Source organism: Phaeobacter sp. JH20_34 (genome assembly GCF_048056095.1).
Taxonomy (GTDB): Bacteria; Pseudomonadota; Alphaproteobacteria; order Rhodobacterales; family Rhodobacteraceae; genus Phaeobacter; species Phaeobacter bryozoorum.
Window position 1 is genome coordinate 349,721 of record NZ_JAYMWT010000011.1, and the last position, 20,162, is coordinate 369,882.

Genomic DNA, 20,162 nt, shown 5'->3' on the forward strand with positions numbered 1-20,162 from the left:
GCAAGCCTGCCAACGCCAGGGGCCAATGACAGGACGGTTGGAGAACACATGCTGGGTATCGGAACACTCGCCAAAAAGGTTTTCGGCACGCCGAATGACCGCAAAATCAAGGCGACACGGCCGCTGATTGCCAAGATCAACGCGCTGGAGCCCGAGTTCGAGAAACTCAGCGATCAGGAGTTGCAGGACAAAACCGCCGAGCTGCGCAAGCGCGCCGGTGACGGCGAGAGCCTGGATGACCTTCTGCCCGAGGCTTTTGCCAATGTACGCGAGGCGGCGCGGCGTGCGCTGGGGCTGCGGGCCTTTGATACGCAGCTCATGGGTGGCATCTTTCTGCACCAGGGCAATATTTCCGAGATGAAGACCGGTGAGGGTAAAACCCTCGTTGCGACCTTCCCGGCCTATCTCAATGCGCTGACCGGCAAGGGCGTGCATGTGGTGACGGTGAACGAATACCTCGCCAAGCGCGACAGCGAGTGGATGGGCAAGGTCTTTGCGCAACTCGGCATGACCACCGGCGTGATCTGGTCCGGCCAGCCTGATGCAGAGAAGATGGCTGCCTATCAGAGCGATGTCACTTATGCGACCAACAACGAGCTGGGCTTTGACTACCTGCGCGACAACATGAAGCCGAGCCTCGATCAGGTTTTCCAGAAACACCATAATTTCGCGATTGTGGATGAGGTCGACTCGATCCTGATCGACGAGGCGCGTACGCCGCTGATCATCTCAGGTCCGGCGGAAGATCGCTCGGAACTCTACTCGACCATCGACAAGATGATCCCGCTCCTGAGTGATGATCACTATGAGCTGGACGAAAAAACCCGCGGCGTGACCTTCACCGAGGATGGCAACGAATACCTCGAGCAGCAGTTGATCGCCCATGGCCTGCTGGAAGAGGGAGCGTCACTGTATGATCCTGAGAGCACTACGGTAGTACATCACGTCAACCAGGCGCTGCGGGCGCATAAGCTGTTCCAGCGCGACAAGGACTACATCGTGCGCGATGGCGAGGTGGTGCTGATCGATGAATTCACCGGTCGGATGATGGCCGGTCGCCGCCTTTCCGAGGGTCTGCATCAGGCCATCGAAGCCAAGGAAGAGGTTAAGATTCAGCCCGAGAACACAACGCTGGCCTCCGTGACCTTTCAGAACTACTTCCGCCTCTACAGCAAGCTGTCCGGGATGACCGGCACAGCGATGACCGAGGCCGAGGAATTTGCCGAGATCTACGGTCTGGGTGTGGTCGAGGTTCCAACCAACCGACCAATCGCTCGTAAGGATGAGGACGATCAGGTCTACCGCACGGCTGTCGAGAAATACCGTGCGATGATTGAAGAGACCAAGAAGGCCCATGAAAAGGGCCAGCCTGTTCTTTTGGGCACGACCTCGATCGAAAAATCCGAGCTGCTCAGCCAGATGCTGGAGAAAGAGGGCATCAAGCACAACGTGCTGAACGCCCGTCACCACGAACAGGAAGCCAAGATCGTGGCGGAGGCCGGTCGTCTGGGCGCTGTGACCATCGCTACCAACATGGCCGGCCGCGGGACTGACATTCAGTTGGGCGGTAATGTGGAGCTGAAGGTGCTGGATGCGCTGGACGCCCAGCCCGATGCCGACCCGGTTGCCCTGCGCACCGAGGAAGAGGCCAAACATGCCGCGGAAAAGCAGAGTGTTCTGGACGCAGGTGGCCTGTTCGTGATGGCTTCCGAACGCCACGAGAGCCGCCGGATCGACAACCAGCTGCGCGGTCGCTCCGGTCGCCAGGGCGATCCGGGTCGCACCGTGTTCTACCTCAGCCTTGAAGATGATCTGATGCGCATCTTCGGGTCAGAGCGGCTGGACAAGCTGTTGTCGACCCTTGGCATGAAAGAGGGCGAGGCGATCATTCACCCTTGGGTGAACAAGTCGCTGGAACGCGCCCAGGCAAAGGTCGAAGGCCGCAACTTTGACATGCGTAAGAACGTTCTGAAATTCGACGACGTGATGAATGATCAGCGCAAGGTAATCTTTAACCAGCGTCGCGAAATCATGGCTGCTGAAGATCTGTCCGAAATTGTCGGTGATATGCGTCATGAGGTGATCGACGATCTTCTCGATGTGCATATGCCGGCCAAGACCTATGCCGACCAATGGGACAGCGAGGGCCTGCAGGCGCAGGTCCGCGAGAAACTCGGGCTTGATGTCCCCGTGGTCGACTGGGCTGCCGAAGAAGGCGTCGATGACGAGCAGATCCGCGAACGTCTGGTCGCCGCCAGCGATGCCAAGATGGCAGAAAAGACCGAAGCGTTTGGTGCTGAAACCATGCGCAATATCGAAAAGCAGGTTCTGCTTCAGACCATCGACGCAAAATGGCGCGAACATCTTCTGACGCTGGAACATCTGCGTTCTGTGGTGGGCTTCCGGGGCTATGCGCAGCGTGATCCGCTCAATGAATATAAGAATGAGAGTTTCCAGCTGTTTGAAACCATGCTCGATACGCTGCGTGAAACCGTCACTCAGCAGCTCGCACATGTGCGCCCCATCAGCGAAGAAGAGCAGCGCCAGATGATGATGCAGCTGGCCGCCCAGCAGGCGGAACTGCAAAGGGCCGCTGCTGGCGCTGCGTCGCCAGAGGCACCAGCCGATGGGTTTGTTGAAGACGATCCCTCGACATGGGGCAATCCATCTCGCAATGACAAATGCCCTTGTGGGTCTGGCAAGAAGTTCAAACACTGCCATGGCAGCCTCAGCTGAGGCGCCGGACAGGTGACATAGTCTGGCGAAAACAGTGAAAATTGCATGCTTTCGCCAGATTCTCAGCAAGGGGCGGCCATCAATTGGTCGCCTTTCTGCGTCACGGTTCCTTAACCTTTTTGGGTAAGGAGTCGGTAATGATCAGCAAACGTACAGCCTTGATGAGCGCGGCCACCCTCTGTAGCGCACTCGCGATCGGTCTTGTTATGCAACATGCCGATGGCGGTCCGCAGGCGACTGCAGAAGCCGCGGTTCCTGCGAAGGGGCTTGCGGTTGCGGCCGTAGACAACCTGCCAGACCTCTCGACCGGTGGTGCACTTCAGATTGAGGCGATCAGCCTCACTGCGGCCACACCTGCTTCCGGCGGCGAGGGCGAAGCCCGTCAGGCCGGGCGTCATTACCCAGAGACCACCTGCGATATGACAGCAGAAGCCGTCGCCAGCCCGATGGCAGAGGTGCGTTTGACGATCTTGTCCCTTTGCCGTCCCGGAGAGCGGTTGACCATTCATCACAATGGAATGATGTTCTCCAGCCGCCTGGACGATACCGGCGCGCTGACCGTTCAGGTGCCGGCACTTTCTTCTACCGCAGTTTTTATCGTCGAGCCGAAAACAGGCCGTGGTGCAGTGGCGACAACTTCGGTGCCTGATCTAAATCTGGTCAGCCGGGTGGTCCTGCAATGGGCTGGCAATAGCGGCTTTGAACTGCACGCGCGCGAGTTTGGCGCGGGGTATGGCAGCGCTGGTCATGTCTGGCGCGGTGCTGATCTTACAGCTGGCCGGGGGTCGGTCGTGCAGCTTGGCGATGCCTCGCAGCTGGCGCCGCGTTTGGCAGAGATCTACAGCGTTCCACGGCTTGGCGGCGACCGTAGTGGTGTGATCGACCTGACCGTCGAGGCCGAGGTGACCGCGATCAATTGCGGTCGTGACGTTTCGGCGCAGACGCTTGAACTGCGCGATGGAAAGCTGCGCACCCGTGATCTGACACTGGCGATGCCTGATTGTGCCGCTACGGGTGATTTTCTTGTGTTGAATAATTTGCTAGAAACACTGAAAATCGCCGCAAATTAACTAGCGGTTTATTCAGGATTTCTCATGGCTTTGCTTCGTGCGGCGGTAGGCGCCGCACTCTTTCTTGTCGCTGGAATCCTGCCGCTCAATGCGCAGGATGTGACCCTTTCCTCACCTGACGGCGCCGTTGAGATCACCGGGAATATTCTGGGTTTTGATGGTGAATTCTATCGCGTTGATACGAAGTTCGGTGAGCTGACGGTTGATGGGTCCGGCGTCAGCTGTGAGGGGCCCGGTTGCCCGAGCCTGTCTGATTATGTTGCGGAGATTACCCTGTCGGGTTCTTCCACCATGGCAGAGGTTCTGTTACCGGCGCTGATCGAAGGGTTCGCACTCAGAAACGGTTTCCAGACCCGGCGAGATCCGATGCCCGACAATAATTTTGACTATGTGTTACTGCGGGACACAGGTCGAGTCGCCGCCAGGTTCAGCTTTTTTGTCAGCAATACCGACGAAGGGTTTGCCGATCTTCTGGCCAATGAAGCCGATATCGTGATGGCCCTGCGCGAAATCCGCAGCGCGGAGCGTGAGCGCGCGCGTGAGGCCGGAATGGGGGATATGACAGGGTCACAACGCAGTCGCGTTCTGGCGCTGGACGCCATGGTTCCGGTGGTGGCACCGGGGAACCCTGTGCGCTCGATTTCGGTGTCGAATCTCGCGCGCGTTCTATCCGGGGATCTGAAAAACTGGTCTGAGCTGGGTGGGGCTGACGCGCCGATCTCTCTTCATCTGCCCGTCGCGGGCTCTGGCTTGGCTCAGGCGATTTCTGACCGGCTTGAGCCGCCAAATATTGCGGCGCTCGGCAGTCGTCTGCGGCGCCACGACCGTGGCAGCACCTTGGTGCGAGTCGTTGCGACAGATCCCTTTGCCCTTGGGCTGGCGAGCTTTGCCGAAACATCGACCGCACGCGTCCTGACCCTGCGCGGCGCGTGTGGCTTCTCGCTGCGGGCCAATCGCCGGTCAATCAAGACAGAAGACTATCCGCTGACCGCGCCGATGTTTCTATATCTCCCGTCACGACGGTTGCCCAAGCTTGCGCGGGATTTTCTGAGTTATGTTCGCGGTCCCGCAGCGCAGATTGTGATCCGCAGAGCCGGGTTCGTTGATCAGGCACCAGAGAGAATTTCGATGAATGTTCAGGGCGACCGTCTGGCCAATGCCATCAGCGCAGCCGGGCCGGAGGTCTCCCTTGCGGAGTTGCAGAGATTGGTCAGTCGCCTGGACGGTCTGCAGCGGTTGACCACGTCGTTTCGCTTTGAACCGGGATCGACCCGCCCCGATGCGCAATCGCGAAGCAATATCAGTCAGCTCGCCCGGTCCCTGGAGGCTGGGGCCTATGATGCGCGGGAGCTGGTTTTTGTCGGCTTCTCAGATGGCGATGGCCCGGCGAGCGGTAATAAATCCATTGCGTTGAAACGAGCGGAGGCGGTGCGAGATGCGGTCATCGCGGCAGCTGAAACCGCGAATCTCGAGCGAACCGAAATAGCGGTGGCGGCCTTTGGTGAGGCGCTGCCGATGGCCTGTGAAGACCAGCGATGGGGCCGACAGGTCAATCGACGGGTCGAAGTCTGGGTTCGCTAAAATAGCTTCAGACCGCTAGAGATATCCTTCGGAGCGAAAGCTCAGTTCGCGAGATTTTCCGATGATCAGATGATCATGCAGAACGATATCCAGAGTGGCGAGTGCCCGCGCAACCCGGTCGGTCATCTCGATGTCGCTCTGCGATGGGGTCGGGTCGCCCGACGGGTGATTATGTACCAGGATCAGGGCGCTGGCGCTTATTTCAAGGGCCCGCTTGGCGATCTCTCGCGGGTAGACCGGCACATGATCGACGGTGCCCCTGGCCTGTTCCTCATCCGCGACCAGAGCGTTCTTGCGATCTAGGTAGAGGACACGGAACTGTTCGGTCTCACGATGGGCCATGACGGTATGGCAATAGTCCAGAAGCGCGTCCCAAGAGGACAAGACCGGTCGCTGCATGATTTTGGCGCGGGCCATTCGATGGGCGGCAGCCTCCAGGATCTTAAGATCCGCGACGACAGCCTCGCCGATGCCATTCACCTTCGAGAGACGTTCAGGGGGCGCGGTGATAACCCGGTTGAAATCTCCGAAGGTCTCAAGCAGGAGCCGGGCCAGAGGTTTGACATCGCGGCGCGGAATGGATCGAAAGAGCAGAAGTTCCAGCAACTCATAGTCCGGCATCGCAGCCGCGCCCCCGTCCATAAAACGCTCGCGCAACCGCGCGCGGTGATCCCTGATATAGGAGGGCAGGCGCCGCTCTGGCGGGGAGGCAGGCCCCATCTCTGCGCTGTTGGGGAACAGCGGGAGAGAGACATCCTGAAACGCGGGATCCTTGGCCATAGGCTATGCTGTGGCCATCGTGGTTGAGGAAGGGTTAATGCAAATGGATCACCATGCGGCCAGCCGCAAAACCAACGAAAAAAGCGCCCCATTGGAGCGCTTAATATTGGTTTAGAATGGGGAGGGGATCAGCCCTTCATCCCGTCCCAGAAGCTTTTCACGGAGGAGAAGAAACTCCGGCTTTCCGGGTTGGTGTTGTCCTCGGAGAGATCCTCGAATTCACGCAGCAGTTCCTTCTGCCGGGCGGTGAGGTTCACCGGGGTTTCCACCGCCAGTTCTATGAACATGTCACCGGTTGCACCGCCGCGCAGGGCAGGCATGCCCTTGCCACGCAGGCGCATCTGGCGGCCGGACTGGCTACCTTCCGGGATCTGCACACGGCCACGGCCACCATCAATGGTCGGAACTTCTATGGCGCCGCCCAATGCGGCCTTTGCCATGGATACCGGTACCCGGCAGTATAGGTTGTTTCCATCCCGCTCAAACAGGTCATGTGCGGAGACTTCAACAAAAATATAGAGATCACCGGGAGGACCACCGCGCATACCGGCCTCACCCTCGCCGGCAAGGCGAATGCGGGTGCCGGTTTCCACGCCTGCCGGGATGTTCACCGACAGGGAGCGATCTTTCTCTACACGACCATGGCCCTGGCAGGATTTGCAGGGGTTCTTGATGATCTGGCCAAGGCCGGAGCAGGTGGGGCAGGTGCGCTCCACCGTGAAGAAACCCTGCTGCGCGCGAACCTTGCCCATACCGGAACAGGTCGGGCATGTCGTTGGTTCCACTCCGCCCTCAGCGCCAGTGCCTTCGCAGGATCCACAGGCGACAGCGGTCGGTACGTTGATCGTTTTGTGCATCCCCGCAAAAGCATCCTCAAGCGAGATGCGCAGGTTGTAGCGCAGATCCGAGCCGCGCGCGGCTCGTTGCCGCCCGCCACCCTGGCCGCCGCGTCCACCCATGAAGTCGCCGAACAGATCGTCGAAGACATCTGAGAAGGCAGACGAAAAGTCGCCGCCGCCAAAGCCCTGGCCGCCTTGACCGCCGCGTTGGCCGCCGCCCATGCCGTTTTCAAAGGCGGCGTGACCGTAACGATCATAAGCGGCCTTCTTCTCAGGGTCCTTCAGGACATCGTAGGCCTCATTGGCCTCCTTGAACTTCCCCTCGGCTTCGGGATTGTCCTTGTTCCGGTCGGGGTGCAGCTCTTTGGCCTTCTTGCGAAAGCCTTTCTTGATTTCATCGGCGGTGGCCCCTTTGGACACCCCGAGAACGTCATAGTAATCTCGTTTGGACATCGGAATACCCTTCTTGCCGCAACGAAAGCGGGCCGGCCCGGGGTTCGGACCGGCCCGCTTTGGCCAAAATCAGACCTTAACGCTTGTTGTCGTCCAGATCTTCGAATTCGGCATCGACAATGTCATCATCACCGGGGCCTGAAGCCTCATCCGCGGCGGCGGGTTCATCCGCTGCCTCTTCCTGGCTCGACTTGTAGATCGCTTCGCCCAGCTTCATGGCCGCTTCGGTGACGTTCTGAACGCCAGACTTGATCTTGTCGGCGGTGGATTTCTCGTTTTCGAGGTCATCCTTCAGCGCGGCAATGGCCAGTTCGATCGCTTCGATGGTGGTCGGGTCCACCTTGTCCGCATGCTCTTCCATCGATTTCTCGGTGGAGTGAATCAGGCTTTCGGCCTGGTTCTTCGCTTCGATCAGCTCGCGACGTTCCTTGTCTGCCTCGGCATTGTCCTCGGCATCCTTGACCATTTTTTCGATATCCTCATCGGACAGACCACCGGAGGCCTGGATGGTGATATTCTGCTCTTTACCAGTCGCCTTATCCTTGGCGCCAACGGACACGATGCCGTTTGCGTCGATGTCGAAGGTCACTTCGATCTGCGGCATGCCGCGCGGTGCGGGCGGGATGTCCTCAAGGTTGAACTGGCCGAGCATCTTGTTGTCGGCCGCCATCTCGCGCTCACCCTGGAACACACGAATGGTCACGGCGTTCTGGTTGTCTTCGGCGGTAGAGAACACCTGGCTCTTCTTGGTCGGGATGGTGGTGTTGCGGTCGATCAGTCGGGTGAAGACGCCACCGAGGGTTTCGATACCCAGGGACAGCGGTGTCACGTCGAGCAGAACAACGTCTTTCACGTCGCCTTGCAGAACACCGGCCTGAATGGCGGCGCCCATCGCAACAACCTCATCCGGGTTCACACCCTTGTGGGGGTCTTTGCCGAAGAATTTGCTGACTTCCTCGATCACCTTGGGCATGCGGGTCATACCGCCGACCAGAACAACTTCGTCGACGTCAGATGCCGAGAGACCGGCATCTTTCAGCGCAGCGGCGCAGGGCTTCATCGACGCCTTGATCAGATCGCCAACCAGGCTCTCCAGCTTGGCACGGGTCAGTTTCATGACCAGGTGCAGCGGCTGGCCCGAGGACGGATCCATCGAGATGAACGGCTGGTTGATTTCGGTCTGGCTGGAGGAGGACAGCTCAATCTTGGCTTTTTCAGCGGCTTCTTTCAGACGCTGCAGAGCCATTTTGTCCTTGGTCAGGTCGACGCCGTGCTCTTTCTTGAATTGGTCTGCCAGGTAGTTGACGATGCGCATGTCAAAGTCTTCACCACCAAGGAACGTGTCGCCATTGGTGGATTTCACCTCAAACAGGCCGTCGTCGATTTCAAGAATGGTCACGTCGAAGGTACCGCCACCAAGGTCATAGACCGCGATGGTTTGGGTTTCTTCCTTGTCCAGACCATAGGCCAGGGCCGCTGCTGTTGGTTCGTTGATGATGCGCAGCACTTCGAGACCGGCAATCTTGCCGGCGTCTTTGGTGGCCTGACGCTGGGCGTCGTTGAAATACGCAGGCACGGTGATGACGGCCTGGGTCACTTCTTCACCGAGGTAGGACTCGGCGGTTTCTTTCATCTTGCCCAGGATGAAAGCAGAGATCTGCGACGGGGAGTATTTCTCACCCTTGGCTTCGACCCATGCGTCACCATTGCCGCCGTTGATTACGGCGAAAGGCAGGTTTTTCTTGTCTTTGGCCAGATCGCTGTCATCGAACCGGCGACCAATCAGGCGCTTTACGCCGAATACGGTGTTGTCCGGGTTGGTGACGGCCTGACGTTTGGCAGGCTGGCCCACCAGACGCTCATCGTCGGTGAAGGCTACGATCGACGGCGTGGTACGGGCGCCCTCAGCGTTTTCGATAACGCGAGGCTGCGATCCGTCCATGATGGCCACACAGGAGTTGGTGGTCCCGAGGTCGATTCCGATAACTTTGCTCATTTTCGATCCCTTTTCACTTTCTAAGGCGATTACCCGAGGTCTGAACCCATTTTGGCATTCCGGCCCCGATTCAGTTGCGGTTTGGTCTGCACCTCCCCGCTTCCCGGCGTATATAGGGAGCGCAAATGCCCCCTGCAACCGCCAGATCGTGTCCTGTTTCGCGAATTACTGCGGTTTTTGACAGGGGAGCGGTTAAGAACAGGCTAACGGTGATGATGAAGTTGCGGTTGCGGGGATTTGAGCTGACAAAACCCCTGTTGGATACGGAACGGCAGCGACAGCTGATTGACTGTCTGCGTCCCGTTCTGCGCGCCGCTCCTCTGTTCTCGCCCGAGGTGCCCGGTGGCGGCAAGATGTCGGTGCGAATGACCTCGGCCGGGGTATGCGGCTGGGTGAGTGACAGGGGCGGGTATCGTTATCAGGATCGGCATCCCTCCGGCCAGGGCTGGCCGAAAATCCCGGCAGAAATCCTGGATATCTGGCGGGCCAGCACAGGGCTGGAGCGACAACCGGACTGTTGTTTGATCAACTACTATGGCGAGGGCGCCCGCATGGGTCTGCATCAGGACAAGGATGAGGCGGATTTCTCTTACCCGGTGGTGTCCGTCTCTCTGGGCGATGACGGCCTTCTGCGGATCGGCAATCAATTCCGTGGCGGTAAGACGGAGACCGTCTGGCTGAACTCAGGCGATGTCGTCGTGATGGGGGGCGAGGCGCGGCTGACCTATCATGGGGTTGACCGCATCCGCTTCAAATCCTCGCGTTTGCTGCCAAAGGGTGGTCGCATAAACCTGACACTTCGCGTGGTGACCTGAGCCATTGCGTCAATCCGTCGATCAGCGTTTGGCACCCCAACTGATCGAGGCACGGCGACGGGTGTAAAACTCCCCCATTAGTCCGATCATGATCAGGACGAGCGCCACCCAACCTGCGTATTGCCAGTTGCTGAAATGGGGGTTGTAGTTGATGAACACAAACCCACGCGCCTGATCTATGCAATGAAACAGCGGGTTCCAGTCGAACATCGACAGCATGAAGCTGGGCAGAGTGTTCGCCAGGAACATCTTGCCCGAGGCGATCATATTGGCCCTTTGGTAGATCGTGGAGATGATGCCAACAGTCCCGGGCGACCAAGGTTTCATGACCAGCAGGATCAAACCTACCGCAGCACCGGTTATCCAGGAGAGCAGCACCATGCCAAAGGCCGCAATCGGTTCCTCTATTTCAATCGGGGTGAACGCCACGTGATAGACGAACAGGATGATCAGCATCGACAGCACCTGAATATACAGTGATCCCAGTGCCGCCGACAGAATGGCGACGATCGTGTTCATCGGGGCGTGCTGCATCATAGGGCTGCTTGGCCCCTCTGCTCCGGCGACAGCGGAAACGGCCTTGGTGTGGGTCAGGAACAAAAACACACCCGACATCACATAGAGCAGGAAATCGCCGCGAATGGCCGAACCGCGCAGGCCGAGCAGGGAAAACATCACGTAGAACACGATGACAAACATCACCGCCTGCGTGAGATTGGTCGCCAGAGCCATGAACGCATTATTATGTTTGGAGCGAACGCTGCGGGCCACGGAATGAAAGACAACCTCACCCATGGCGATGAGGCTGCTGAGACGTGACCGTTTGTGGCGTTGCTCGAACATGATGTCGCTTAGCCGGACCTGCTTTAGGTGAAACTCTGCTTATCGTTACCACGGAAATCTTGCTGTTCCGTTTCACCCCGACCATAAGGGGGACAACTGCTGTAATCAACCAAACCCGGTCAGGGAGAGTGTTTGTGACATATGATGAGCTTATTCCGGTAATCCGCCGATTGGCGATCGAAGCCGGAGAGAAGATCATGGAGATCTATAATTCGGATGAATTCGAGGTGAAGGTAAAATCGGATGAAAGCCCGGTAACCGCCGCTGACGAGGCCGCCGATGCGTTGATTTCTGCCGGGTTGCGCGCAGCCTTTCCCGACGTGATGCTGGTGACCGAGGAACAGGCGGAATCGCACAGCAAGAGCGGGCACACCTTTCTGATTGTGGATCCGCTGGACGGAACCAAGGAGTTCATCCACCGCCGCGGTGATTTTACCGTCAATATCGCATTTGTCGAAAACGGTGTGCCGACGCGCGGCGTTGTCTATGCGCCGGCGCGGTCTCGGATGTTCTTCACCTTGGCGGACGGATCAGCGGTTGAGGAAACCGGCGCTTTTGATCCGTCAGCCATGGGAGAGATCAAACCCATTCGTGTTGCAGACAGTGATAATGATGCGCTGATGGTGGTTGCGTCGAAATCGCACCGAGATCAGGCCACCGATGATTACATCAACAAATACGCCGTGAAGGACAGCAAGAGCGCGGGGTCTTCGCTGAAGTTCTGTCTGGTCGCAACAGGCGAAGCCGATCTATATCCGCGGGTGGGGCGGACCATGGAATGGGATACCGCCGCTGGTCATGCGGTCCTTTGCGGTGCCGGTGGTCAAGTGGTACGTTTTGATGATCATTCGCCACTGACCTACGGCAAGGAAGGCTATGCGAATCCTTTCTTTATAGCCTATGCGCCGGGTGTGGAGCTTAAGAAAGCCTGATGTCCGTCCTTATCGTCATTCCCGCCCGCTATGCTTCGACTCGCTATCCTGGTAAGCCGCTTGTTGCTTTGACCGGGTCCAGCGGCGAGAGCCAAACGCTGATCGAACGCTCCTGGCGTGCGGCCATGGCCGTCAATGGCGTAGATCGTGTGGTTGTCGCAACCGACGACGACCGAATTCGCGATGCTGCCACCGGGTTTGGTGCCGAGGTTGTTATGACCTCCGAAAGCTGCGCCAACGGGACGGAGCGTTGCGCCGAAGCGCTGGATAAACTTGGCGGCGGTTATGATATCGTGGTGAACCTGCAAGGGGACGCGCCGCTGACGCCGCATTGGTTTATCGAGGATCTGATTGTCGGCCTGCGCGGCGCGCCTGACAAAGGGTTGGCAACGCCGGTGCTGCGCTGCGACGGCGCGACGCTGAACAGTCTGCTGGCAGACCGTAAGGCCGGTCGTGTTGGCGGCACCACGGCAGTGTTCGGTAGCGACCATAATGCGCTCTACTTCTCCAAGGAGGTGGTGCCCTTTACGTCCGAAACCTATGGTTCAGATCAGGAGACGCCGATGTTTCACCACGTCGGTGTCTATGCCTATCGCCCGGACGCGCTGAGCGCCTATCCTGGCTGGCCTGTCGGGCCATTGGAAACCCTCGAAGGGCTGGAGCAGCTGCGCTTTCTTGAGAACGGGCGCAAGATTCTCTGCGTGGAGGTTGAAGCACGTGGACGCGAGTTCTGGGAGCTGAACAACCCCGAGGATGTTCCCCGGATTGAGGCGATGATGAAAAAAATGGGTCACAAATAGGCCTGAATTGTCGATAATATGAAACATGATACGGGATGCCGTGAGCGAAATGTGACTGGGGGTATATTTTCTGAATTGCCTACGGAATACTCTGACCGGCCTTTCGAGGCAGGTTTTGCCACCTAAACGGCCCCACTGACGAACCGCATCAGAACGGTTTGAGAAATAGAAACGAGAGTGCGAGATGCGTAGAAAAGTAACGAAGGCAATTTTTCCGGTGGCCGGGCTTGGAACCAGATTCCTGCCGGCAACCAAATCGGTTCCCAAAGAAATCATGACGCTGGTTGACCGCCCGCTGGTCCAATATGCCATTGATGAGGCCCGAGAGGCCGGCATCAAGGAGTTCATCTTTGTCACCTCGCGCGGCAAAGGAGCGCTAGAGGATTATTTCGACCATTCGCCCATGCTTGAGCAGGAGCTGCGCAAGAAGGGTAAGGATGATCTGCTGGAAATCCTGAAAGCGACCAATATGGAATCGGGTGCGATTGCCTATATTCGCCAGCATCAGGCGCTGGGCCTTGGTCACGCGGTCTGGTGCGCGCGTCGCCTGATCGCCAATGAACCCTTTGCGGTGATCCTGCCTGATGATGTCATCGCGGCGGAAACTCCCTGCCTGAAGCAGATGGTGGAAGCCTACGAGGAAACCGGCGGCAATATGGTCGCGGCCATGGAGGTTCCGCCAGAACAGACATCGTCCTACGGTGTGCTGGATGTGCGCGACGACATGGGCTCGGTGGTGTCGGTAAATGGCATGGTTGAAAAGCCCAAAGCCGAAGATGCCCCGTCTAATCTGGCGGTTATTGGTCGCTATATCCTGGCGCCATCGGTCTTGCGCAATCTCAATAAGAAGAAACAGGGCGCCGGTGGTGAGATCCAGCTGACCGATGCCATTGCCGAAGATATCGCCGACGATGTACCGGTCTACGGCTATCGTTTCCGTGGTCAGCGCTTTGATTGCGGATCCAAGGCTGGTTTCCTGCAGGCAACCGTCGCCTTTGCGCTGGCACGTGACGAGCTGCGCGATGATCTGATGTGCTACATCAATGAGATTGCGCAGGTCGACAAGGCGGCGCAGTAAGCCGATCACTTCGCCGAGAGTGGCGGAGATTGTGAACATCTGGAAATTGGGTGGCCGGACAGCACTGTCCGGCCTTTTGATCAGGAAGACGCTGCTTTGACATATATTCTGGTGACTGGTGGAGCGGGTTATATTGGCTCTCATGCCTGCAAGGCACTAAAGGCTGCCGGTTTTACCCCCGTAACCTACGATAATCTGGTGACTGGCTGGCAGGACGCCGTGAAGTTCGGACCCTTTGAAAAGGGGGATCTGGCTGATCGTCTGCGACTGGACGAGGTTTTTGCCAAATATCAACCAGCCGCCGTGATGCACTTCGCGGCGTTGAGCCAGGTTGGTGAAGCCATGAGCGAACCCGGGCGCTACTGGGCCAACAATGTCGGCGGGTCTCTCACGCTGATTGAAGCCGCGGTGGCAGCCGGCTGCCTCGATTTCGTTTTCTCATCAACCTGCGCCACCTATGGGGAGCATGACAATGTGGTGCTGGACGAAAGCACGCCGCAGCTTCCCCTTAATGCCTATGGCGCGTCCAAACGCGCGGTAGAAGACATCCTGCGCGATTTTGGCGCCTCGCATGGGCTGCGGTCGGTGATATTCCGTTACTTCAACGTGGCGGGTGCCGACCCCGAGGCCGAGGTGGGCGAGTTCCACCGCCCCGAGACTCATCTGGTGCCGCTGGTGCTGGATGCGATTGAGGGCAAACGTGACGCGCTGACCATTTTTGGAACCGACTATGACACCCCGGATGGCACCTGCGTGCGTGACTATGTTCACGTCTGCGATCTGGTCGACGCCCATGTGCTGGGCCTGCAATGGCTGAAAGACGGCAAAGGGAGCCAGGTCTTCAACCTGGGGACCGGCACCGGGTTCTCCGTACGGGAAGTCATGGACAAGGCGGAGGCGACAACCGGTCAATCGGTGCCTCACTCAATTGGTCCTCGTCGTGCCGGCGATTGCACCAAGCTGGTGTCGGGTTCGGTGCGGGCGGCTACCCTGCTTGGGTGGGAGCCGAAGCGATCGGATCTTGAAACTATGATCGCGGATGCCTGGGGCTGGCACAAAGCCGGCGCTTACGAGCGCTAGGGTGACGGGGCCAGAGCGGGCTCCAGGTACTGTACCGCTGCCGGAAATCTCCCTGGCGGCGGCCTATCGGCTGAGGTGGCAGCGACGTCGGCTGCTTTGGCGCTCTTTCCGGTCCCGGCATCAGCTGACGACGCTGACGGACCGCACTCGCATTTTGCAACGGGATGCAATTCTTGCCATCACAGTGCTGCGCAATGAAGCGACCCGGCTTCCGTTTTTCCTGGCCTTTTATCGCGATCTGGGTGTCGACCATTTTCTGATCGTCGACAATGGCAGCGATGATGGCAGCGCCGCCTATCTTGCCGGTCAGCCTGATGTCTCGCTCTGGCATACAGGCGCCAGCTATCGCGATGCTCGGTTTGGTCTCGACTGGGCGACATGGCTTCAGATCCGTTATGGTCACCGGCGCTGGTGTCTCAGTGTTGATGCAGATGAATTGCTGGTGTTTGGCGGTGATGCCCGGCACGGTTTGCGCGGATTGACAGATTGGCTGGACCGTCATGGCAGGGCTGGCTTCGGTGCCTTGATGCTGGATCTTTTTCCCAAGGGGTCAGTGGGAGAGGTGAGTTACGTCCCAGGTGATGATCCCCGCCGAGTATTGCCGTGGTTTGATACCGGGCCATATCGCCGGGTTCGACAGGCGCCGCGCGGCAACCTGTGGGTACAGGGCGGCCTCAGGGAGCGGATGTTTTTTCCTGATGAGCCGCAACGGGGACCTACGCTGAACAAGGTGCCGCTGGTCAAATGGCACCGCAGCTTCGCCTATACGAATTCTACCCATGCAATGCTGCCCAGGCGGTTGAATGCACTATACGATGGGCCAGGTGGGGCAGGTCCGTCCGGGGTTCTGCTGCACAGCAAATTCTTGCCCGAAATCACCAAGAAGGCAGAGATCGAAAAGCGGCGTGGCCAGCATTTCAGCGCGCCGGAATTGTTCGACGGCTATTACAACCAATTGGCTGCGGCACCGGATCTCTGGCACAGCGATGCGATCCGATATCAGGGACCGGATCAGTTGGAGGCATTGGGGCTGGCCCGCGCCCCTGATTGGGACGCGGACTGAGCCGCTGCTTAGCTGCGTTCGGCGTTCTGCTCGTCACGACGCTGGCGGACCAACTGATGTTTGGTGACCAGCGAGGCTGTGACAACGCCGACGGTGACAATGCCGATCATGATCGTCGAGAGCGCGTTGATCTCCGGGCTGACACCGAGCCGCACCGCAGAGAAGATCTTGATGGGCAAGGTTGTCGCCGCAGGGCCTGCGGTGAAGGAGGCAATCACCAGGTCGTCCAGCGACAGGGTAAAGGCCAGAAGCCAGCCTGAAATCACTGCGGGCGCGATGATCGGTAGCGTCACTAGGCGGAACGCCTCTGCCTGCGAACAGCCCAGATCCAGCGCGGCTTCCTCCAGCGATCGATCAAAGGTTACCAACCGCGAAGAGACCACGACCGAGACATAGCACATGGCAAAGGTCGTATGCGCGAGCACGATGGTCATAATCCCGCGATCCAGCCCGATCCCGATGAACAGGAGCAGCAGCGAAAGGCCTGTGATTACCTCTGGCATCACCAATGGCGCGTAGATCATGCCGGAAAACAGCGTACGCCCCAGGAACCGCCCGCCGCGCACCAGCACGTAGGCGGCCATGGTGCCAAGGACCGTCGCGATGCTGGAGGAGATAACGGCTACCTTCAGCGTGACCAATGCCGCACTGAGGAATGCCTCGTTGTGCAGCAGTTCACCATACCATTTGACGGAGAACCCGGCCCAGACGGTAACCAGCTTGCTTTCGTTGAAGCTATAGGCGATCAGGATGACCATCGGGATATACAGAAACGCAAATCCCAGCGTCAGCGAAACGGTGTTGAACCAGCTCAGTCGGGTCATTGTTCCGCCTCCTGTTGTTTCTGCTGGTTGCGCTGGAACAGCACGATCGGCACGATCAGGATCAATAGCAGCACAACTGCCACCGCAGAGGCCACTGGCCAGTCACGGTTGGAGAAGAACTCTTCCCACAGAACTTTGCCGATCATCAGCGTGTCCGACCCCCCCAGCAGTGACGGGATCACGAATTCGCCCAGCGTCGGAATAAAGACGAGGAAGCAGCCCGCAATGATGCCGGCGCGCGACAGCGGGATGGTGACCAACCAGAAGGCCTGCGTACGTGAGCAGCCCAGATCCTCGGCAGCCTCGATGAGCGATCCGTCCAGCCGCTCCAGTGCCGAGTATATCGGCAAAATCATGAACGGCAGGTAGGTGTAGACGATGCCGATATAGACCGCGGTATTGGTATTCAAAATGGTGAGCGGCGTGTCGATGATCCCAAGCCAGATCAGAAACTGGTTCAACAGCCCCTCATTCGACAGGATGCCCATCCAAGCATAAACGCGGATCAGGAAGCTGGTCCAGAAGGGCAGGATCACCAACATCATCAGCGTGGGACGCCATTCAGACGGGGCGCGGGCCATGCCATAGGCCATGGGGTAGCCGACCAGCAGGGTCAGCACAGTTGAGATTACAGCGATCCGAAGCGAGCTGAGATAGGCTTTCCAATAGAGGTCGTCTTCTGTCAGCCAGACGAAATTCTCAAAATCCAGATCCGCAATAAAGGCGCCGATACCAGTGACCCAGTCGAACTGCGGCATATAAGGCGGGCGCGCGACGGCGGCGTCCGACAGGGCGATCTTGAACACGATGGCAAAGGGCACAAGGAACAGCGCCAGAAGCCAGGCGTAAGGGATGGCAATCAGGATAAAGCGGCGCATCAGTTTGCCAGTAGGACACCGGCAGTGGCTGTCCAGGACAGCCAGACCGGGTCTTCCCAGGTAAAGGCGCGCCGGGCGATACGGCGGGTATTTGCGGTCTGAGCTTTGATCACCGCACCAGATGGCAGTTCGACATGGTAGGTCGAGATATTGCCGAGATATGCTATATCGAGAATACGGCCCTGCACGCTATTGTCGGCCTCGGCGGGACGATCCGCACTGATCGTGACCTTCTCCGGGCGGATCGCCAGATGGCAGGCTTGGCCATCAGAGAATGTCGCCTGGCTTTTCACCGTCAGCGGGGCGGCGCCATCTTTCCAGCTGACCGCATATTCATCGGGGCCCGTGGGCGAAGCGGTGCCGTCGATGATGTTCACATCGCCAATGAAATCAGCCACGTAAAGCGAATTTGGCGTTTCGTAGATACGATCAGGAGTGGCAACCTGGACGATCTGGCCATTGTCCATCACCGCCACGCGGGAGGCGACCGTCATCGCCTCTTCCTGATCGTGGGTGACAATAACAAAGGTGGTGCCAGTCTTTTCCTGAATGTCCATCAGTTCGAACTGGGTGTCCTGGCGCAGCTTCTTGTCGAGCGCGCCGAGAGGTTCATCCAGCAACAGAAGTTTGGGTGCTTTGGCCAGCGATCTTGCCAAGGCCACCCGCTGCCGTTGACCGCCGGAGATCTGGTGCGGCTTGCGCCGCGCGAATTTCTCCAGCCGGGTCAGGCGCAGCATTTCCTGTACCCGCTCGGCGATATCATGTTTGGGCTTGTTCTCGCGCTTCAGTCCAAAGGCGATATTGTCCCAGACGCTCAGATGCGGGAATAGCGCATAGGACTGGAACATCATGTTGACCAGACGCTTGTTCGGCGGGACCGGTGCAATATCCTGACCCGACAGGAAAATTTTGCCTTCGGTTGGCGTTTCAAACCCCGCCAGCATCCGCATCATCGTGGTCTTGCCGCAGCCCGAGGGGCCAAGCAAGGCAAAGAACTCTTTCTCGTAGATCCCAAGCGTCAGATCGTCGATCGCGGTGAACTCACCAAAGCGCTTGGTAACATTTTGGAATTGGATCAGGGGCTTAGCCTCTGGATCGTTCCAGGGTTCAAAAACAGGAATAGTCACGCTGGCCCCCAATGTATGACACAAGTGGCGGAACGGGCATGGAACAGCTGCCGACGTTCCCGCAGGAAAAAGCGCGGGGCATATCCGATGCCCCGCGCGTCAATCAATCTCGGGTCAGGTCCCAGATTTGATCTTGGTCCACATACGCGTCGCCGTACGCTGCAATTTGGGCGGATAGGCTTCTTTGATGTAGAGGTTTTTCAGGGTGTCATCGTTCGGATAGATCGCGGGGTCGTTGATCACATCCTCTTCGAGGAACTCCTGGCTCGCCTTGTTGCCATTGGCATAATAGACGTAGTTGGATGCCGCAGCCATGTTCTCGGCTTCCATAATGAAGTTCAGGAACTTGTGAGCCCCGTCGGGGTTAGGGGCGTCCACCGGGATCGCCATCTGGTCGAACCACATCAGTGCGCCTTCCTTGGGCGCGTTGAAGACGATTTCGACACCGTTTTCGGCCTCGTCGGCACGATCGCGCGCCTGCAGGATATCGCCGGACCAGCCAAAGGCCACGCAGATGTCACCATTTGCCAGTGCGTTGATGTACTCTGAGCTGTGAAATTTCTTCACATAGGGGCGGATCGCCATCAGCACGGGTTCGGCCTTGGCAACCACATCGGGGTCCATACTATTGGGATCTTCACCGATATATTGCAGGGCGGCCGGGATCATCTCGTCCGGGGCATCCAGAATGTAGACGCCACATTCGGCCAGCTTTTCCATGTTGGCAGGGTTGAACACCAGATCGAGCGAGTCGATCGGTGCATCCGCGCCCAGAGCCTCTTCGACCTTTGCGGTGTTTGCACCGATCCCAGTCGTGCCCCACATGTAGTTGATGGAATAGAGGTTGTCCGGATCATAGCGTGCTGTACGCTCCTTGATCACGTCCCACATGTTGCCTGCGTTCGACAGCTTGTCGGTATCCAGTTTCTGGAACGCGCCAGCCTGAATCTGACGCGCCAGGAACGAGCCGGTCGGAACGACTACATCGTAACCGGAGCCGCCGGCCAGCATCTTGGTTTCCAGCAACTCGTTGCTGTCGAAGACGTCGTAGATAAGTTCGATGCCGGTCTCGGCTTCGAATTTCTCCAGCAAGGCTTCGTCAATATAGTCGGACCAGTTGTAAACGCGAACTTCTTCGGCGACGGCGGCCGCACTGCTCAGCGCCACGATGGCTGTCAATGTCATCGTCTTGAGTGTCATGAGTATCTCCCTGTGCGTGCCGGTTTCCGTGCCCGGCTGATAAGGATTTGATCAAGTTTTGCCTCAT

The 20,162-nt window shown here is 58.3% G+C and carries 17 protein-coding genes; 9 read left to right on the plus strand and 8 right to left on the minus strand.

Translation table 11 applies throughout. The features are described 5' to 3' along the window. The first annotated feature begins 48 nt into the window (after positions 1-48). The 3 genes from secA to VWZ81_RS11120 all read left to right on the plus strand — a co-directional run bounded on the left by secA (position 49) and on the right by VWZ81_RS11120 (position 5,387). Positions 49-2,736, plus strand: coding sequence for a preprotein translocase subunit SecA (gene secA, locus VWZ81_RS11110; protein ID WP_416542724.1), 2,688 nt, complete (start codon positions 49-51; stop codon positions 2,734-2,736). A gap of 137 nt (positions 2,737-2,873) precedes the next feature. Then, the gene (locus tag VWZ81_RS11115) at positions 2,874-3,806 is read left to right on the plus strand and encodes a hypothetical protein (RefSeq protein WP_416542725.1); all 933 of its coding nucleotides are present in this window, start codon (positions 2,874-2,876) and stop codon (positions 3,804-3,806) included. 24 nt (positions 3,807-3,830) lie between these two features. Further along, entirely contained in the window at positions 3,831-5,387 is a 1,557-nt protein-coding gene (locus tag VWZ81_RS11120) for a substrate-binding domain-containing protein (RefSeq protein ID WP_416542726.1), read from the plus strand. 15 nt (positions 5,388-5,402) lie between these two features. Here the strand turns inward: VWZ81_RS11120 and radC are convergent, their stop codons facing one another. The 3 genes from radC to dnaK all read right to left on the minus strand — a co-directional run bounded on the left by radC (position 5,403) and on the right by dnaK (position 9,455). Further along, positions 5,403-6,167 carry a RadC family protein gene (gene radC / locus VWZ81_RS11125; protein WP_416542727.1) on the minus strand — a complete coding sequence of 255 codons (765 nt, stop codon included), beginning with the start codon at positions 6,165-6,167 and terminating at the stop codon, positions 5,403-5,405. 128 nt (positions 6,168-6,295) lie between these two features. Continuing rightward, positions 6,296-7,459, minus strand: a complete 1,164-nt coding sequence (dnaJ, locus tag VWZ81_RS11130) for a molecular chaperone DnaJ (RefSeq protein WP_340547173.1) — start codon at positions 7,457-7,459, stop codon at positions 6,296-6,298. A gap of 76 nt (positions 7,460-7,535) precedes the next feature. Then, complete coding sequence (dnaK, locus tag VWZ81_RS11135; protein WP_340547174.1) at positions 7,536-9,455, minus strand: molecular chaperone DnaK; 1,920 nt, start codon at positions 9,453-9,455, stop codon at positions 7,536-7,538. 212 nt (positions 9,456-9,667) lie between these two features. On the opposite strand from dnaK, the gene VWZ81_RS11140 reads away from it, so the two are divergent. Further along, positions 9,668-10,270, plus strand: coding sequence for an alpha-ketoglutarate-dependent dioxygenase AlkB family protein (locus VWZ81_RS11140; RefSeq protein ID WP_416534313.1), 603 nt, complete (start codon positions 9,668-9,670; stop codon positions 10,268-10,270). 21 nt (positions 10,271-10,291) lie between these two features. Here the strand turns inward: VWZ81_RS11140 and VWZ81_RS11145 are convergent, their stop codons facing one another. Continuing rightward, positions 10,292-11,113, minus strand: a complete 822-nt coding sequence (locus VWZ81_RS11145; RefSeq protein ID WP_340547176.1) for an ABC transporter permease — start codon at positions 11,111-11,113, stop codon at positions 10,292-10,294. Between the two features lie 134 nt (positions 11,114-11,247). Between VWZ81_RS11145 and cysQ the strand changes: the two genes are divergently transcribed. The 5 genes from cysQ (at position 11,248) to VWZ81_RS11170 (ending at position 16,066) form a co-directional block, all read left to right on the plus strand. Continuing rightward, a complete protein-coding gene (gene cysQ, locus VWZ81_RS11150) occupies positions 11,248-12,045 on the plus strand; it encodes a 3'(2'),5'-bisphosphate nucleotidase CysQ (protein ID WP_416542728.1) in 798 nt (265 codons plus the stop codon). After that, positions 12,045-12,845, plus strand: a complete 801-nt coding sequence (locus VWZ81_RS11155) for a 3-deoxy-manno-octulosonate cytidylyltransferase (protein ID WP_416542729.1) — start codon at positions 12,045-12,047, stop codon at positions 12,843-12,845. The genes cysQ and VWZ81_RS11155 overlap by 1 nt, the downstream gene beginning before the upstream one ends. Positions 12,846-13,029: 184 nt before the next feature. Continuing rightward, complete coding sequence (galU, locus tag VWZ81_RS11160) at positions 13,030-13,923, plus strand: UTP--glucose-1-phosphate uridylyltransferase GalU (protein ID WP_416542730.1); 894 nt, start codon at positions 13,030-13,032, stop codon at positions 13,921-13,923. A gap of 96 nt (positions 13,924-14,019) precedes the next feature. Next, positions 14,020-15,003, plus strand: a complete 984-nt coding sequence (gene galE, locus VWZ81_RS11165; RefSeq protein ID WP_416539859.1) for a UDP-glucose 4-epimerase GalE — start codon at positions 14,020-14,022, stop codon at positions 15,001-15,003. A gap of 1 nt (position 15,004) precedes the next feature. Then, positions 15,005-16,066, plus strand: coding sequence for a glycosyltransferase family 2 protein (locus tag VWZ81_RS11170; protein WP_416542731.1), 1,062 nt, complete (start codon positions 15,005-15,007; stop codon positions 16,064-16,066). An 8-nt stretch (positions 16,067-16,074) separates the two neighbouring features. Here VWZ81_RS11170 and VWZ81_RS11175 read toward each other — a convergent pair whose 3' ends face one another. The 4 genes from VWZ81_RS11175 to VWZ81_RS11190 all read right to left on the minus strand — a co-directional run bounded on the left by VWZ81_RS11175 (position 16,075) and on the right by VWZ81_RS11190 (position 20,095). Beyond that, positions 16,075-16,890, minus strand: coding sequence for an ABC transporter permease (locus VWZ81_RS11175; protein ID WP_416537719.1), 816 nt, complete (start codon positions 16,888-16,890; stop codon positions 16,075-16,077). Next, on the minus strand, positions 16,887-17,768 hold the full coding sequence (locus tag VWZ81_RS11180) for an ABC transporter permease subunit (protein WP_416539857.1): 882 nt from the start codon (positions 17,766-17,768) through the stop codon (positions 16,887-16,889). The genes VWZ81_RS11175 and VWZ81_RS11180 overlap by 4 nt, the downstream gene beginning before the upstream one ends. Continuing rightward, on the minus strand, positions 17,768-18,895 hold the full coding sequence (locus tag VWZ81_RS11185; RefSeq protein ID WP_340547184.1) for an ABC transporter ATP-binding protein: 1,128 nt from the start codon (positions 18,893-18,895) through the stop codon (positions 17,768-17,770). Before VWZ81_RS11185 ends, VWZ81_RS11180 begins: the two co-directional genes overlap by 1 nt. A 114-nt stretch (positions 18,896-19,009) precedes the next feature. Continuing rightward, a complete protein-coding gene (locus VWZ81_RS11190) occupies positions 19,010-20,095 on the minus strand; it encodes a polyamine ABC transporter substrate-binding protein (protein WP_340547185.1) in 1,086 nt (361 codons plus the stop codon). Positions 20,096-20,162: the final 67 nt, after the last annotated feature.

Bases quoted from the DNA above. Each gene is read 5' to 3' on its own strand.
- secA (WP_416542724.1), top strand. From the start codon at position 49: ATGCTGGGTATCGGAACACTCGCCAAAAAGGTTTTCGGCACGCCGAAT.
- VWZ81_RS11115 (WP_416542725.1), top strand. From the start codon at position 2,874: ATGATCAGCAAACGTACAGCCTTGATGAGCGCGGCCACCCTCTGTAGC.
- VWZ81_RS11120 (WP_416542726.1), top strand. From the start codon at position 3,831: ATGGCTTTGCTTCGTGCGGCGGTAGGCGCCGCACTCTTTCTTGTCGCT.
- radC (WP_416542727.1), bottom strand. From the start codon at position 6,167: ATGGCCAAGGATCCCGCGTTTCAGGATGTCTCTCTCCCGCTGTTCCCC.
- dnaJ (WP_340547173.1), bottom strand. From the start codon at position 7,459: ATGTCCAAACGAGATTACTATGACGTTCTCGGGGTGTCCAAAGGGGCC.
- dnaK (WP_340547174.1), bottom strand. From the start codon at position 9,455: ATGAGCAAAGTTATCGGAATCGACCTCGGGACCACCAACTCCTGTGTG.
- VWZ81_RS11140 (WP_416534313.1), top strand. From the start codon at position 9,668: ATGATGAAGTTGCGGTTGCGGGGATTTGAGCTGACAAAACCCCTGTTG.
- VWZ81_RS11145 (WP_340547176.1), bottom strand. From the start codon at position 11,113: ATGTTCGAGCAACGCCACAAACGGTCACGTCTCAGCAGCCTCATCGCC.
- VWZ81_RS11155 (WP_416542729.1), top strand. From the start codon at position 12,045: ATGTCCGTCCTTATCGTCATTCCCGCCCGCTATGCTTCGACTCGCTAT.
- galU (WP_416542730.1), top strand. From the start codon at position 13,030: ATGCGTAGAAAAGTAACGAAGGCAATTTTTCCGGTGGCCGGGCTTGGA.
- VWZ81_RS11175 (WP_416537719.1), bottom strand. From the start codon at position 16,890: ATGACCCGACTGAGCTGGTTCAACACCGTTTCGCTGACGCTGGGATTT.
- VWZ81_RS11180 (WP_416539857.1), bottom strand. From the start codon at position 17,768: ATGCGCCGCTTTATCCTGATTGCCATCCCTTACGCCTGGCTTCTGGCG.
- VWZ81_RS11190 (WP_340547185.1), bottom strand. From the start codon at position 20,095: ATGACACTCAAGACGATGACATTGACAGCCATCGTGGCGCTGAGCAGT.